General features: G+C 55.4%; 18 protein-coding genes and 4 pseudogenes. 18 read left to right on the top strand and 4 right to left on the bottom strand.

Features of this window, described 5'->3' with window-relative positions:
• Positions 1-60 precede the first annotated feature (60 nt).
• The 12 genes and pseudogenes from HYG81_RS45020 to HYG81_RS44960 form a co-directional block, all read left to right on the top strand.
• A pseudogene (locus tag HYG81_RS45020) lies at positions 61-323 on the top strand (transposase); the annotation flags it as partial.
• A 288-nt stretch (positions 324-611) separates the two neighbouring features.
• A complete protein-coding gene (locus tag HYG81_RS45015; RefSeq protein ID WP_226778748.1) occupies positions 612-1,550 on the top strand; it encodes an ArdC-like ssDNA-binding domain-containing protein in 939 nt (312 codons plus the stop codon).
• A complete protein-coding gene (locus HYG81_RS45010) occupies positions 1,543-1,755 on the top strand; it encodes a HalOD1 output domain-containing protein (protein WP_226778747.1) in 213 nt (70 codons plus the stop codon). The genes HYG81_RS45015 and HYG81_RS45010 overlap by 8 nt, the downstream gene beginning before the upstream one ends.
• Positions 1,756-1,870: 115 nt before the next feature.
• A complete protein-coding gene (locus HYG81_RS45005) occupies positions 1,871-2,260 on the top strand; it encodes a PAS domain S-box protein (protein WP_226778746.1) in 390 nt (129 codons plus the stop codon).
• Between the two features lie 330 nt (positions 2,261-2,590).
• Entirely contained in the window at positions 2,591-2,755 is a 165-nt protein-coding gene (locus tag HYG81_RS45000) for a hypothetical protein (RefSeq protein WP_226778745.1), read from the top strand.
• Positions 2,756-3,140: 385 nt separating this feature from the next.
• Positions 3,141-3,320 carry a hypothetical protein gene (locus HYG81_RS44995; protein WP_226778744.1) on the top strand — a complete coding sequence of 60 codons (180 nt, stop codon included), beginning with the start codon at positions 3,141-3,143 and terminating at the stop codon, positions 3,318-3,320.
• Between the two features lie 559 nt (positions 3,321-3,879).
• Entirely contained in the window at positions 3,880-4,443 is a 564-nt protein-coding gene (locus tag HYG81_RS44990; RefSeq protein WP_226778743.1) for a hypothetical protein, read from the top strand.
• A 127-nt stretch (positions 4,444-4,570) separates the two neighbouring features.
• Positions 4,571-4,924, top strand: coding sequence for a four-helix bundle copper-binding protein (locus HYG81_RS44985; RefSeq protein WP_226778742.1), 354 nt, complete (start codon positions 4,571-4,573; stop codon positions 4,922-4,924).
• Between the two features lie 454 nt (positions 4,925-5,378).
• Positions 5,379-5,576, top strand: coding sequence for a hypothetical protein (locus HYG81_RS44980; protein WP_226778741.1), 198 nt, complete (start codon positions 5,379-5,381; stop codon positions 5,574-5,576).
• Positions 5,573-5,878, top strand: a complete 306-nt coding sequence (locus tag HYG81_RS44975) for a hypothetical protein (protein WP_226778740.1) — start codon at positions 5,573-5,575, stop codon at positions 5,876-5,878. Before HYG81_RS44980 ends, HYG81_RS44975 begins: the two co-directional genes overlap by 4 nt.
• Positions 5,879-6,035: 157 nt before the next feature.
• Complete coding sequence (locus HYG81_RS44970) at positions 6,036-6,329, top strand: PadR family transcriptional regulator (protein ID WP_226778739.1); 294 nt, start codon at positions 6,036-6,038, stop codon at positions 6,327-6,329.
• Between the two features lie 551 nt (positions 6,330-6,880).
• Complete coding sequence (locus HYG81_RS44960; protein ID WP_226778737.1) at positions 6,881-7,153, top strand: PadR family transcriptional regulator; 273 nt, start codon at positions 6,881-6,883, stop codon at positions 7,151-7,153.
• Positions 7,154-8,117: 964 nt separating this feature from the next.
• Here HYG81_RS44960 and HYG81_RS44955 read toward each other — a convergent pair.
• The 4 genes from HYG81_RS44955 to HYG81_RS44940 form a co-directional block, all read right to left on the bottom strand.
• Complete coding sequence (locus tag HYG81_RS44955; protein ID WP_226778736.1) at positions 8,118-9,551, bottom strand: ThiF family adenylyltransferase; 1,434 nt, start codon at positions 9,549-9,551, stop codon at positions 8,118-8,120.
• Entirely contained in the window at positions 9,548-9,985 is a 438-nt protein-coding gene (locus HYG81_RS44950) for a Mov34/MPN/PAD-1 family protein (RefSeq protein ID WP_226778735.1), read from the bottom strand. The genes HYG81_RS44955 and HYG81_RS44950 overlap by 4 nt, the downstream gene beginning before the upstream one ends.
• A gap of 161 nt (positions 9,986-10,146) precedes the next feature.
• Positions 10,147-10,623, bottom strand: a complete 477-nt coding sequence (locus HYG81_RS44945) for a hypothetical protein (protein ID WP_226778734.1) — start codon at positions 10,621-10,623, stop codon at positions 10,147-10,149.
• On the bottom strand, positions 10,620-10,880 hold the full coding sequence (locus HYG81_RS44940) for a hypothetical protein (protein ID WP_226778733.1): 261 nt from the start codon (positions 10,878-10,880) through the stop codon (positions 10,620-10,622). The genes HYG81_RS44945 and HYG81_RS44940 overlap by 4 nt, the downstream gene beginning before the upstream one ends.
• 124 nt (positions 10,881-11,004) lie before the next feature.
• On the opposite strand from HYG81_RS44940, the gene HYG81_RS44935 reads away from it, so the two are divergent.
• From HYG81_RS44935 to HYG81_RS44910, 6 genes and pseudogenes are all read left to right on the top strand, one after another.
• A complete protein-coding gene (locus HYG81_RS44935) occupies positions 11,005-11,751 on the top strand; it encodes an HFX_2341 family transcriptional regulator domain-containing protein (RefSeq protein WP_226778732.1) in 747 nt (248 codons plus the stop codon).
• 117 nt (positions 11,752-11,868) lie between these two features.
• Positions 11,869-12,012 (top strand): annotated as a pseudogene (locus HYG81_RS44930) (DUF7558 family protein); the annotation flags it as partial.
• 47 nt (positions 12,013-12,059) lie between these two features.
• Positions 12,060-12,146 (top strand): annotated as a pseudogene (locus tag HYG81_RS44925) (ArsR family transcriptional regulator); the annotation flags it as partial.
• 59 nt (positions 12,147-12,205) lie between these two features.
• On the top strand, positions 12,206-13,174 hold the full coding sequence (locus tag HYG81_RS44920) for an IS701 family transposase (protein WP_226778731.1): 969 nt from the start codon (positions 12,206-12,208) through the stop codon (positions 13,172-13,174).
• 36 nt (positions 13,175-13,210) lie between these two features.
• Positions 13,211-14,308: an IS630 family transposase gene (locus tag HYG81_RS44915; RefSeq protein ID WP_226778730.1), complete on the top strand. Its 1,098-nt coding sequence runs from the start codon at positions 13,211-13,213 to the stop codon at positions 14,306-14,308.
• A gap of 237 nt (positions 14,309-14,545) precedes the next feature.
• Positions 14,546-15,042: pseudogene (locus HYG81_RS44910) on the top strand (DUF7437 domain-containing protein); the annotation flags it as partial.
• Positions 15,043-15,072 lie beyond the last annotated feature (30 nt).

The following is a 15,072-nucleotide window of genomic DNA, read 5'->3' as shown; positions in this document are numbered from 1 at the left end:
TCTCATTGTTAACAGGTAGTAACTCGAGCCTTAAAAGCACGTAATATCGATATACACATCTACGACGGGAAGCCGTTCCGCGACGAACTCCGTGTCGATGGCATCCGCCCGTCGATCAAGCATCTACTCCTCGCTCGATAAAGCGCACAACGTCCGGCTGAATAGTCGCTGGTATAACCGTCGGTGGATGTTGAAACCGGCTTCTCACGCATCAAGCGCACGCTCGGCTCCGCCGTGCGTGCGCGAAGCTGACACCTCGAATTCCGGGAGCTGGTGCTGAAATGTGCCGTTACAATCTTCGTCGAACGGTTAGATATCCGTAGAAACGACCGTCGGCTCTCGGTTTCTGACTGGCGGCTAGGTCAGTGAACACACCGAAATCGAGCTTCGTCTAGCGATTCTACGAAGCAGATCGCTGATGTCGCAGGAACCTCGCCGAATACACTTCGCAGCCGTCGAGACGAACTACTCGGGATCAAAATCTGAGTTTCTAGGAGAGAACCAGTGAGGGGAGCGCAACGAGACCTACTCAAACACTGACTTGAGTTTATTTTTTCTCCCCCTGAGCGGCGAGGGGCGTTCTCTGAATTGAGCGTCCGTCGTCGAGAACAATGACTACGAGCGACTGTTCGCAGGTGTCCTTCGACGACTCGGACACCAGACGTGACGAGATGCACAGCACGATGGAAACCTGGGTCGAGGGCCTCGTCGAGGAAGTTAACGATGCAGTCTCGAGTGAGCAGTTCCAGGAGTGGCTCGATGTGCAGAGTCACTTCCACGACTACTCCTACCGAAATACGCTGCTGATCACACGCCAATGTCCGCACGCAACTCGCGTCGCCGGCTACCGAACGTGGCAAAACGAATTCAACCGGCATGTGAAAGAAGGCGAGAGTGCGATCTGGATCTGGGCACCAATCATCGCAAAGCAGTGCCCTGAATGCGAAAATTCACCGTCGTACCACAATCAAAGTAATTGTGAATACGACGAAACATCACCCGAAGACTGGTCGAAAGGACTTGTTGGCTTTCGACCAGCGCCAGTGTTCGACATTTCTCAGACAGAGGGAGAGCCACTCCCCGAACTCGAGACCGAAGCGACGGGGGACGCTGACGAACTCCTGCCAGCACTTCTCGAGGCGGCTTCATCGCTCGAAGTGCATGTGGAAGTCGTTTCCAAACTGGAGTGGCCTCACGGCGACGCCAAAGGCGTCTGTCAGTATCGCACTCCTGTGGAACAACCACTAATCGAGGTCCGGGATCGTGAGAACACCGCCGACCTCGCTGTGACGGTCGTCCACGAATACGCCCACGCACGCTTGCACGGTGACATCAATAACGAGACTGAACGCTCGAAACGTGAACTCGAGGCTGAAGCAGTCGGTTACATCGTCGGGCGATACTTCGGACTGGATACAAGCGGTTCGGCGTTCTATCTGGCTGCCTGGCAAGGCGATGAGCCAGAAACAATCTTCGAACGGCTCGAGCGGATCAGTTCGACGGCTGCGGAGATTGTCGATGTCGTCGACGAGGTGATCACAGATGAGTGATCGACACCTCCTCTTCGAAATCGTCGACGCGCTCGAAACGGAGGGACTCGGTCGTGACGAGTACCAACTGCAACGGATGATCGACGTCAAAGCACTCGAGCAACTCGTGGACTCGGCAAACGATGACCTCGAGATTAGATTCTCGGTCGGAGAGTTTCGTGTCCTCGTCACGCAGTCCGATGTACGGATCCTCACGAATCCGTAGATTGGCTCTGTTGGAATCCTTAACCTCTGATAGTTTCTACACCACCAATCGCTCAGTGTAGAGGAAAAACTTACCCAACGACCTTTATCGCCGACCCAGAATTGCCGAGTGCGCTATGACTCACACGTCAGAAGACGAAAATAATGCGATAGGAGATGTCCAATTCCGTTCCCTCATCGATAGAGCCCACGACGGTCTGTTCCTCATTGATCCAGAGACGGGTCAGATCGAAGGCGTCAACCAGACAGTCTGTGACTGGCTGGGGTACAGCAAAGATGAGGTGTTGGACATGACCATCTTCGACTGCCAGACGACCTTCTCAGAGCCTGACGGATGGCAGACGTTCGTTCGGAGAGTGCGTGACGAAAACGGAGTCCAATTGGAAAACGAAATTACGACACGTACTGGTTCGATGCTCCCTGTCGAAGGAAGTATCTCTGTCGTCTCGGTCGACGGGTCTGATTATGTTGTCGCTATTCCCCGGCAGATCTCCAACCGCAAGTGATGAATTAACTCCTCGAAGAGAATCAAGTAACTAAGTTGAAACCTGCAGTGACGAATCGGCTTGAGAACTGAAGCAGATAGTCTCCTGAGTGAACGGTTGCATGTAGTACGATCCGGAAGAGAAAGCTCAGGGAATCGCGCTTTTACTCCGTTCGTGGATGCCTAGAGCAGATACCTGAAGCAGTCACCGATACATATGCATCTGTAGTTACCGAATTGGACATATCAGTTTCACGCTCGATTCTACGGGACCTCAAGGGCCGCCCCGTTACCGGTGGGGCGTCTGAGTGGTTCCAAGACCTCAAGCAGGCCCGCGACGAACTACTCAAGGATGACTGACTCAGACGGCCATTCCAGCATTCGGATCTACGAGCGTTCATCGCCCGACGGCTGCGACTTTACGGCCGGGGGCGCAGCTGCGCTCCTCGAGCACGTCAACACCGTACACTCCGGAGAGTATCATCGGAAGGACTGGCCGGCTACCGACATCGCCTAAGAAGAATGGCACTTGGATGAGGACGACAGCGACGGACCAGCTGACAAGTAAACAGGGCTTCTCTAACGTTCATCCGCCAGTAACATCGATTTTATCGACCTATACAGCCAATAGAGTTACTCGAGAACGGGCACAAGGTGATGATGGCGAGGGAAGAGGACCAAGTCGGTTACCCACAGCTAGTCCATTCCAAGACATCAGTACCTCGCCTTCCGGGATCGGATCGTGTTCCGATGTCAAGTCAATAGCCAACTTGTCAAGCACACCGGTCTCGGACCCACCCTCAGAGGCACATCACAAAGGGGATGGGGGCTCTAACGCTGGCCACTGGCCGGCGTTTCTGTGAGGCGTGAATTTATATACGCAGCCGCGGCCAACGCCAGCGATGTCCCTTACCGATAGACACGAAGATTTCTTGATCGCCGTCGCACTGACCGAGTTTAGCGTCCACTACGAGCAAGCTGATCCCGAGCTCGCGAAACACGCATGGCAGCTCACAGCGAGCCACCTCGTCGATTACGACATCAAGCCCGCCGAGGCCGTCGACGCACTCGAGATAGGATAGCTATCGCTCGGCGTTTGATCACCTTGAGAAGACCTCAAAATGCCGCCCGGATAGGCACAGGGGGATGGCCGCCTGGCGGCACGGAAACTGGATCAGTGGGGTTGGGTGCTGATTGGATCGTGTCGCGCGGTGGGAACGCGACAGTGAATATGTTCGTCCTGTCCTATATCAACCCTGCTCCGATTCCAAGTATGTTGGAACCGTCCTACTGACCCATCCAAATCCCGCTGAGATCGGGGAACTGCTCTTCTGCGTGTTCGACACGCCAGTGATCGTCCTGGTAGCCGGCGAACGACAGCCGCCAGTTCTGGATGAGATACATCCCCCGATTCGAGGCCGGCCGCTTCCGGCGCGTCGATCGGCACTATCTGGGTGCCCCAACTCGAGTCCTCGACGAAGGACTTGCCGTCTGGACCTGATCACTTGAGGAGCGAATCTGAAGGAACGGAGGCTACTCATTCCAGTCAGAAATTGCTTTCCTCCACCGACAACCCGCTCTCGAAGCCGTTTTTTCGCGCCTGATGGGTGAGGCGCAACGATGAGTGCCTCGAGAGTACCCATGAGTACAGATCGACCGATCCATCGCGAACAACACCAAGACCACCAACATGACTGCAACGACACCAGTGACCGAGAGCGACGTTATTCCGGCGACGTTACTCGACTGAACAGGCACGAACTCGTCGCCATCGACGAGTGGCTGCCAGGCACGGAGCCAACACCGTACAAGATCGACCTCACTGATGGTTTTGAGTACCACACGCGGTACTGGCGCTGCCGGAACTGCGGTCAAGAACGAAATCGTCGTAGCGAGTTCATCGACCACTGTGAGATACCAGATCCACCGACTCCGCTCGAGGCCGGTGGCTACTCGATCGAGGATCCACGAACCCGGCGTGCATTGAGCGAAGATATGGACGTCCGGTTCGCCAGGGTGGGTTCCATCTACAAGGTTGTCAGCGAGAGCGGGAACACCTATATGGTCGATGCCGAGGCAGAGACGTGTACCTGCCCGGATTGTGAACAACGCCAGCCCACTGGTGGGTGCAAGCATCTCAGACGTGTTGATCTCGAGGTCCGAACTGGGATCACCCCCGCTCCGGATGGAACGTTCAATCGATAACAATAGTTGGGCATACGATTTCTTTATTCAGAGTTGGTCAGGAAAATCGCGTTCAGTACAGGGTGTTCAGTGAATGGTTGCCTATTCCAGCCCCCGTTTTACATCGTAGTTGCTGGAACAGTGAGTGATGGCGTTAACTCAAATCGACCACGTCGGCGAGAACGACCAGATGGCAGAGTGCATCGACAACTGTTTCGAAGCCGCTCAAGCGTGTGAGTGGTGCGCCGACGAGTGCGCCGGAGAGGGCGAAGAGATGGCCAAGTGTCTTCGCCTCTGTCGAGATGTCGCCGACCTCACGACGATGCACGCCCGCTTTATGGCGCGCAATTCCGGTTACAGCAGCGATCTCGCAGAGACGTGTGCCGAGGCCTGTGAGGAGTGCGCAGACGAGTGTGAACAGCATGACGAGGAACACTGTCAGGTCTGTGCCGACGTGCTTCGCGAGTGCGCCGATTCCTGCCGAGATATGGCCTCAGCGTAGGACTCCACTCAGTCCCATCCAGCCGAACCTCTATTTTTCACGAGCATGCTCAGTTCGCAACTGTAGTTATCGAATCGCCCCGATTCGGTTTCAGGAATTATTCTGAATAAAGAAATCGTGCGACTATCTCCTGATACACTGTGAGTTGAACTGGTCGTTCGCTCGAGATGGTTTGTTGCCCCCAGAGGGGTGCGGGGGCTCGACCGAAGCCTGCCGCAGAATCCCATGCGAGCAACTGATGGAGAAACAGCGTCGCCAGACGCGGAGACAACTCAATTCCTGAAGCGAGGTATCGCCAGATGACCAACCGCAACGCATGCCGAATGCCGAACTGTTCAGCACTCACTCGCGATCAGGCAGGATACGCTGGCCGGTTCTGCTCGGACAGCTGTGCGGTCCGATACGACCATCTGCAGGCGGACGCTCGAGACGCGGCTCAGGAGGCTTCATCCTGATGCTCGAGCAGATAGACCACCGTGGTAAGCGTTTTACGTTCGATGACGACGATGACGTCGACGAGAGAATCGACCGCTGTCGTCGGGCAGCTGCCCTCGAACGGCAGGCCCAGCGAGAGTGCTGCGAACTCGAGCGTGCAAAAGCGGTCGCTGGTCCAGCCGGTGCGAATCCTGATGTCGAGGTGCTCGAGCGATGACGCCAGACGAGCCCGATCCACAGGACGTCCCTGAGTTTGACCGAGTTCTCGGTATCGACGATCCGGTTCCCGACCCGGAGGACGGTGATCAGGGGTATCACCCAGAACGTGGCGCCGTGGATGGTGGTCAGATCCCCGTCGACGATCTGCATGAGGCACTCCTTAAGGCCGAACAGACGCTAAGAAAGATCGACGAACAACTTCCCGAGCCACTGACGCTCAACAGCTCACTCACCGAACTACGCGCCACTGCAGACGCGTATGCTCGGCTCGATTCTGAGCACCACAATGGTGGGGGTTAAGTCATCGTCTGTAGCGTAGCCGCTCGTCGGTGGTAGATCCCTGTCTCTCCCCAGTTTATGTCCTCTTCTGCAGTTCTGCATAGGGCAACGGATGCTAACCAACAGATCCAAAGGATGATCCCAGAACCTTCATCAGCCAATATACACACATTCGGATATGTACGATCTCACTGCGTTTCAGCGTGACCTGTTGTACGTGATCGCCGACCAGGATGAGCCACATGGCCTCGCAATCAAAGACGAACTCGAGGAGTACTACGAGAAGGAGATACACCACGGGCGGCTCTATCCGAACCTCGACGAGATCGTCGACAAAGGCCTCGTTGAGAAGGGTGAACTCGACCGCCGAACGAACTACTATACGATCACGGCTCGCGGCCACCGTGAACTCGAAGCCCGTCGCAAGTGGGAAGACCAGTACGTGAGCGGCTTCCTCTCCGAATCCAAGTGACGGAGCAACATCTTCACTCCGCAGATGGGAGAGTCACGCGGAGTTCAGCGCCGACTTCGTAAAAATACCCGCGCTCGAGGAGCCGTGTGATTGCATGCTCTGCATCCGCTGGCTCGAGTGTCAGTTGGTCAGTTGTGCAAAGGATATCGATCGCCCGATCTCGATCGATTGACGGGACCTGCTGGTTGCTGTCTTCGGTGTTCGAGTTCGATATCTCAGCAGAAAGAACAGCGTATGCCTCAATGATCCACTCGGGGAGCGGGGGACGAGGGTCATCGGCCAGATACATGTATCACTTCACCCGCATATATAATGCTCAATACGATACTGCTTAATTGTATTCCCTGTTGGAGATGCTATGAGTTCTTGGAGATACATTCGGAAGTTAGGAGTCCGCATGAGAGACCGATCTCCATAGCATATAGGTAAACACACAGGCTGAACACTCTGTAAGCCTCTCCGGCTAACTTATAAAGAGAGAGCCTCTAGCGTTGACATACAGCCATGTATGGATCTGGTAACAAACATTAGAACGATTGAATTGCCACAACATGGATGATCTCACAGGGTTCCAACGAGACCTGCTATACGTGATCGCTGGTGCTAACCAACCGTCTGGTCAGGACGTGAAAGAAGAGATCGAGCAGTACTACAGTGACGAGATCAATCACGGCCGGCTGTATCCGAATCTCGATACCGTCGTCAACAAGGGCCTCGTCGAAAAAGGGCAGCTCGATAGGCGAACAAACTATTACACAATCACGGAAGACGGCGAAGAAGCTATCAAGGACCGACGAGCGTGGGAATCACAGTATATCGAGTAGCTACTGTACCGGTGACGGCTTCGCACTGGCACAAGTAGCGAATTACGCGCGACTATCCAGTGTCCTCAGTAGCTTGACAGAGGCGGTGAGCAAGAGGGTGATAGTGACGATTGAACTCGATAGAGTAACGTCGGGTATGAGTAGGACAAACCGATGTTCGGCAGTTGAGACCCTGATATTGAGTAGTGGGAGACGGTCTCACCACCGACTGGAATCCAGAACAGGTATTTACAGCCGCATTCGGTAGGACTCTCAGGGTCGCCCTTTCGTCAGTTGCGGAATCGATTCACAGTTTTCGACAGGGCTTTGTACAGTTCCGGTGAATATAATATGTTAAACGAACGGTGAAATGCATAAAAACTCTATTTCAACTTAGATTTCTCAGTCTAGACATATGAGATGAGAAGTGCTGGGAGCAATCATTTAGGCATATTTGACGTACTGTAAGGAAATAACGGTGGTTGGCTGTCTTGGTGGCTTGTTCGTGATTGGTGGCAGGGCAGCCCTTCTGTTTGTGGACGGCCTGCGTTCTCCACCTGGTATCTGGTACGGGGTCGTAATCGCCTTCGTTGGCGTGGTGGTGGTTGCATGTGCAGCTGTATCGTCACCGTCTGCCCGGCGTCCTCAGCCCACTACCGAACCCTCTTCGCCAAGTCTATCCCCCGACTTCACGACATCGACATCGACGCAGCCGGCCGGTTCAAAGCAGACCACCAAGTCTCCTGAATCGTCAACACAAAAGGCGGCTACGACAGCGAGCGACAATGACCCGGATCCCGCTGACCCACCACTGACGGGAGAGAATCCGGAGCCGTCAACGACGGTGAAGACCCGCCAAGATCTCTCTACCAGGACTCAGCCAACACAGCGAACGATCACTCGTTCCGGATTCACTCGGAGGAGGACCGTTACGAGAAGAATGTGGCTATCTGCGTCGACTGCTTTCTCGAGATTCTGTTCTCCGTTATTGAGTCAAGGAGAAAAACCGTGTCCCCTTGATGAGGTCTCTGTACTGCCCGTCATCGCGATATGAACAGAAAGGGCAATTATCCTCGCGTCCCTTCTCGTACCGTGGCATCGGTACGTCGAAGTTCGTGAACATCTCCACCTCTACGAAGCTCTCTACAGAGGGATAATCATCGTACTGTGTTTTCACAAGTTCACCCGCGAGTAGAACCCCCGCAAGACAGGATACAAACGGTAACGCTGCATCCCCACTATCGGCACCATTCTCATCTTCATCAGTAACTCCCGGAGCGTCCACGTCAGCCATCGCGCAGGCCGGCGAATACGATGTTTCATCCGGCGGGAAGTGACACAGCAAGCACGCTTCCTGGATCGGAATCTGCCGCCGGACGTTTACTGCCGTCCCATTCGTCGTCGTTTCAATCATCAACGGTGGGCGACTGTACTGGATGTCCTCACGAGCACGGTCATCGTCGACCTCCGGAAGGACGATATCGGGATAGAGACTGTCCTGCGCTTGTGTTGCCCCATATCGTTCTGGGAAGGCTTGCACCGAGATCCCATCGTGCGCCGCGAGGTACTGTTCACCAACCGCAACCTTCGTCCGATCACCTACATCTGCGTCTGCAGCAGTAAAGATCGGTGACCGATTCAGGTTCTCAAATTCGACGACGTCGTGATCGATGAGCGCAAGCTCCGCCTGCACAGGAAGCATGGCGAGTACATAGAGCAGGGCCGACCCGATGGATCCCACGCCCGCCAGTTCGACCATCCCGAGGTCCACGGCTGATGGAAGCCGGGGCTCCACCGTATGAAGTGACCCGTCTGGGTTCGGTGTCAGGCTGAACGCATCGAACGAGAAGGCATCCGGCTGTTGGTGTGCCGGCCGCCCGATGAGCGCTTTAAACAACTCGCCCACGCCGAAACACGCAGCAGCCGCCGGACCGATCGGGTTCGACGAAGAGTCGGAGAATTCCTCGATAGCCGCGTTCCGCTGGATACGGGCGCTCCAGCCACACGCCGCGATCCGAATCGTCGGCTCGGTCGGTGTTGGAGCGTTCCCGATTGCCAGCACAGCCTCGTACGCATCATCATCTGCCGGTGCATCGCGAACGCGAACCGTACCGAACGGATCTGCAGCAGCCATCTCGGCCCATGCCCTGGCTGCAAGTGTTGTCGGATAGTCAGCGTGCTGTACTGCCGTCTCGAGGGCAACATCGGAAACAATAACGTCGATGTTGTGGTTGAACCGGCTCGTGATGTTGCAGGCAGTGAGCGTCATTACCTGTCCGGCGAGTGTCGCTGCGGCATCGTCGGCGACAGTGATCAATACGGGCGCTGTCTGATAATCCGCGGTATCGACAAGTTGCTCGGTCCGGTCATCCCGGCGAGCATAAAACTTCTCACGAGTACAGGAAAGGTCGGGTGTCATGGGCGTGTATCGATGTAGGTGGGCGCCGAGAGCACAGTGAAGTCCTCGTCAATCTCGGACGTATTGAGACGGCGGAATTGGTCTGTCTCGTAGCGATAAATGCCACAGGACGCCAGCGGTAGCATGCCTTCGTCCGCGTACTCGGGGACGACGATGGAGTAAGAGCCGTCGTACGGGAAGAAGGCCTCGTCCTCGTCGGTCCCCGAATGGATGGTGCTAGTCCCGGGATGACTATGGACGGTCGCGAAAACGCCGATATCATGCTCGTGCACGGCCTCTGTCACTCGCATGTTCGCGAGCCCCGAGACTTCGAAATGTCCTGGTCCGGTCGAGGCTTCAGGAACGATACAGCTCGTTACGAGCAACCACTCGGGAGTGGGCTCGCCAAGTTCTATTCCGGCCCAGTAGACGACACCCTCGTGGTCTTCATACACGGGTGAGTGACTTCGTAGTCCGTCGCATGTCGCTTCGCAGACTCTTTTCGGAACGAGAACGGTCGGATACGTCCGGCGGTCGGCTTGCTGGTCCGGTTCACCGCCAATCGCATGCGATTGGTCTCGGCCCAGGAGTCGGCGAAGTCGTTCAAAGAACCCTGTCATTCTGAAAATCGCCCCTGGTAATGGTCATTATGGAGTCGCTGCTCGACGAGGAGAAGGAATCCACTGATCGTCCGGTGGAACCCTGCCTCATCCTTCCACCGAGAGATCGTTTGCGGGTTCCAATCGTTGTGCACCTGATCAATTTCGAGATAGAACTTCCGGTTGAATGCGTGGCAGATTCCCGGCCCATTCTGCCAGAGGAGTGAACGGCTACCTCCGCGGTCATCGAAGAACGCCCGTGGTGTTCCAGATTCACACGTCTCAGGATCAAGCATCTCGATTCGTGGCGGGGCTTGGTCATAGTCAGTGCACTCGAACTCGATGACGTACGGTTCATCGTCGCTGGCGGTCAGCTCTACCGTGAGCAGCAACTGGTCGAACTCTGGAGAGACTGTCCAGCCGAATTGCTCCGCCCGATTTTGGATGGTTGTCGTCTCGTCGCGGAGGAGCACTTCACTGACCCGCCGTTTCATTCACTCGCGCCTTTCCCGCTGTCGCTGAGGATGACGGTCGTGCTGTCGAGGTCGTAGCTCACGAGTGTTCGGTTGCGCTGGAGTTCTTCGCGCTCGCCGTCCTCGGTGCGGAAGAACGTCGGGTTGTTCGCGTTCTGGTAGTCAAACGTGTCGGCCACTTCTTTAGCCGCCACGCCGACCTTCTTGTTCTGGTCGAAGGTAAATTCGTCACTGTTTCCCTTCGGAGATTGGACCGTGAACGTCAATTCAGGGGGCATGTACGCGGACGTGAGAACGCCATTGGGTTAAGCATTATCGAGAGAGAATCCGTACTTACGTTACTCTACCATCCATCACAATAGTTACGTTCTATCGTAACTATAGATACGGTAAGGAAGACCGATGATTGTTCCAAATCGCGTACATATTATTCCGCTCGGATACGAACGAGACCGGGTCGTGGGACCGCCACTCGAACTCAACGCGGATGTCGTGGTTCTCCTCAATCACGATGGGCCAGCGGATACCAAGCCAGCGTACCACCAGGAGGTCCGACAGAAACTCGAGGGGGCTGCACTTGAGGTCGTGGACCGTACTTGCGATATTTTCGAGCTCTATGCTAGTCTCGGGGAGATTGCCGAAACCATCACCGACTACCGTGGTGATGAAGTGTACGTAAACCTCGCAACAGGGAGTAAAGTCACCGCGATTGCGGGCATGATTGCTTGCATGGCGACCGGCGCGACCCCCTACTATGTCCGTGCAGAGCGGTATGGTCCAGAGAGGGAGCAACCGCCAACAGAACCGGTCAGCTACGGCGTTGCGGGTATCGATGAAATGCCAGCGTATCCCATCGAAGGACCGTCACCACAGCATATCGCAATTCTCGCCTACCTCGACGAACAGGGGAGTGCCTCGAAAAAAGAGCTCATCGAATTCAGTGAAGACGTGGGCCTACCGTTTATCCAGACGTACGAGTCGGACAACATCAAGGGCAAATACCGATTGCTTGATTCGCATATTCTGAACGCACTACAAGAGCGAGAGTACGTGGAAATCGAAGAGGTCGGTCGACAGAAGTACGTGAGCCTGACTGAAGAAGGGCAGAATACACTTCGCGCATTCAACTACTTAGCCGACGAAGTGTAGTCCGGAATGCCGTAGAACAAGGTGGTTCCGATGTCCTCGTTAGACTATTAGAGGGGCCCGTAGGTGGATATCGAACTTACAGTTCCGAACGACCGGAGTCACAAGTCGATCGTCGCGCTCGCGGCGCTGACGCGGTTCCGCGTGGGACTCGGTCACCTCGAAGGTCCGCTTCAGCTCTGTGCCCGCTGTTCTCCCGGCGGGCCAGCCACATACTGGACGCGCGATCTCGAGGAGCACCTCGTTGCTACGCCGGCGGACTGACCCCAAATCGGTTTGGAGTTCCATGACAACGGTAGTCAAGAAGCGCTATGTCACGCGCATCGAACCGAGCCAACGGAGACATCATCCGCGACTTCCTCTCGGTCGCGGCCCTCCTCAAGGAGCCACAGCTTGCCTAGCTACTTGACTTCGCACGTTATATCGTTAGAGCTCGTATAGAGCGTGTGAAAGGTGGATGCTGCCGATAACGTCGTTCCTATCGTGTACTGAACCAATCGACCAATTCGAGTGTTTCTCGACGCGGCAGAAACACCACGCCAAAACCTACGTGACAGGTCTTGTTGCGGCCAGCAACAAGACCGTTCAAGGCATCTCGAACATCGTTCTCCCGGCCAAGAGCGAACGTGCTTTGAACAAGTTCCTCACCGAGTATGACTGGGACGAAGATCAGCTCAACAGAGAACGCCTCGCGCTGCTCCAACAAGCCGATGACACGAGATGGAGCAGTGAAGGTGTCGTCATCATCGACGACACCTTCACGCACAAAACGGGCAAGAAAATCCCTCACGCAGGGAAATACTACGACCACGGTATCCACAGCTACATCTGGGGACAGAACATCGTCTACGCACTCTACGCCGACGAGAAAACCACCTACCCACTAGGCTTTCGCCTCTACAAGAAAAACGACAAACGCCGCGTTGAACTCGCTATCGAACTCGTTGACGAACTCATCGAGATAGGTGTCCGCCGGGACACCTATCTCTTTGATATGTTCTATAGTACCGAGGAGTTCGTCACCCATCTCGAAGAGTATGGGAAGGAATGGGTTTCAGCCGTCAAGAGTGATACACGCGTCAGCTATGGCGGTGACCGAATCCGTGTCGATGCGCTCAGCCAGCGCATCGACACAGCCCCACGAACCGTTAACGGCGACATCTACCACATCTGGACACAGAAACTTGATGTCGGTCGTCTTGGAGAAGTGAAGCTCCTGATCACTGAGAAAGAATCAAGCGATGAAGACGAGGAACCGAGCGTGAAGTATATCGTGTCGAACAAAATCGACGCACCGGCAAGCCATCTCATCGAGTTGTACGCGATGAGATGGCGAGTAGAGGCGTTCTTCAGGGACACCAAGCAGGACCTTGGTTTTGGCGACTGCGAGTTACGGCACGCTGCAGGTGCCAGTCGTAGTACGTGAGAGAAGTTTTGGGGCTGGAGGGAGATAATCGACACAGTGAGCGGCGATCGTCGAAAGGACGTTGTTCGCCATCTTTCTGATGAAGAGCTTGATCAACTCCTGGCCGAGGCGGACGATCCGAAGGTTGTCCGCCGTCTTACCTTCGTAAAGAATCTCTATGAAGGCGACACGCTTGAGGAGGCAGCAAACCGGGTTGGGAAGTCTGAATCGACCGGAAGTCGGTGGGGTCGCCGGTGGAATGAGGGCGGTCTCGGTCAACTGACGCCGAACTTCGGGGACGGACGCCCCCCGAAGCTCGGCGAAGATGACCAGGAAGAGCTTCTCGAACTCCTTCGTGAGGGCCAACCATGGAAACAACAGGAAATACAGCATCTCCTCAACACGGAATTCGACGTTGAGTATCATCCAGATTATCTGAGCACGTTCCTCCGTGAACTCGGGCTTTCGTACTCAATTCCACGGACAAAGCGCCCGTCACGGCCTGATAACGCTGAAGAGATCCTCGACGAGCGCCTTGATGAGGCGCTCGACGAGGACGACAACCAGCCTCACAACAAACACGAAGCCGACGAAGCCGGTGGCTGGGAACTTGACGACGATATTTGTACAGATGGCGGAACTGTTGTTGGATTCTTCGACGCGTCACATCCCCAACCGTGGGATAATTCGCGTCGGATGTGGTACGTCGATAACCCACATATCGAGCGACCGCTGGTTCGAATCGATGAACCAGCGGTCGGCTTCTATGCACTCAACGGCGAGAGCGTTGTTTCGTTTCCCGAAGATCAGACAAAAGAACGAATTTGCGAGTGTCTCGAAGCAATCCGCGAGCAGAATCCCGGCAAGCGGATTCTGCTCGTCTTGGACAATCTCTTCTCACACACGTGCGAGTATACGCGCAAGCGAGCGTCCCAGCTCGGTATCGATTTCGTGTTCTTACCGGTTGGATCGCCGGATCTCAACCCAATTGAATCGGTTTGGAAGAGTCTGAAGTGGGAAATTTCACCGTTAATCGTCGAGAGCGCGGAGGAGTTCCGCGCTCTCGTCAGTACTGTCTTCGAAAAAGTGACTGACCGTGTGAGCTTCGCTGGAAACTGGATCAAGCAGTTCCTTGACTTGCAAAAGTTATCTTGAGTACTAGGCACTGGCACCTGCTGATGCTGGCCTACAGTCTCCTCAAGTTCGGTGTGCACATAGCGCCCTTGGAACGATTCTCGGACACGCGAGTTCACTCCGAAACGACGTCAAACGATCCTTTCGTGAAAGCGTTCAGAATCTTCTCTCGTGGGCACTGACCAGTCCGTACCGCAGCATCGACGAGCTAATGCGCCAGATCGACGGCATGTTCGTCTAACGTGCGAAGTCAAGTAGCTATACGCATCCCTTGCTCGCGAAGGCGAGGAGACCGTCCAAGAAGTCATAGACGATCCAAGCTTGTGGAGGGGTCAGCGTATACCTATGTCAATCGGCTCGTCAACGCCGGCGTCATCGAGGTCACCCGTGACGAACAGCCCCGACGGTACGTCGCTCGGAAAATCGAACTGGCGGTAACTGCAGCCGCCGGCGACCGCGAATACACGATTACGCCGGCGCTGATCGACGCGGTCGGCCGGCGCCAAACTGACGACGATATCGATACGTACGTCGATCGTCACGGCATTGCCGGCCTCGCGACGGCGCTCACCTACGCGATCGCCCGCGAACGTGGTAAGGTCATCCACCGTCTGATGGCCCAGGATCTCGACATTTCGCCGCCGGCCGCGGAGACCGTCCTGCAGGCGCTCCGGCCGATCGTTTACCAGTACTTCGAAATCGAGGACGCAGGTGGGTCAGTTGCCGACATCGAAGCTCCTGGCGCTGCCGAATAGGGTGTCGAGATGGCCGAGTTCCACGAAAGT

The sequence above is a fragment of the Natrinema zhouii genome, from assembly GCF_013456555.2.
In the GTDB taxonomy this organism is placed as follows: domain Archaea; phylum Halobacteriota; class Halobacteria; order Halobacteriales; family Natrialbaceae; genus Natrinema; species Natrinema zhouii.
This window is presented reverse-complemented; position numbering and strand designations above follow the sequence as displayed.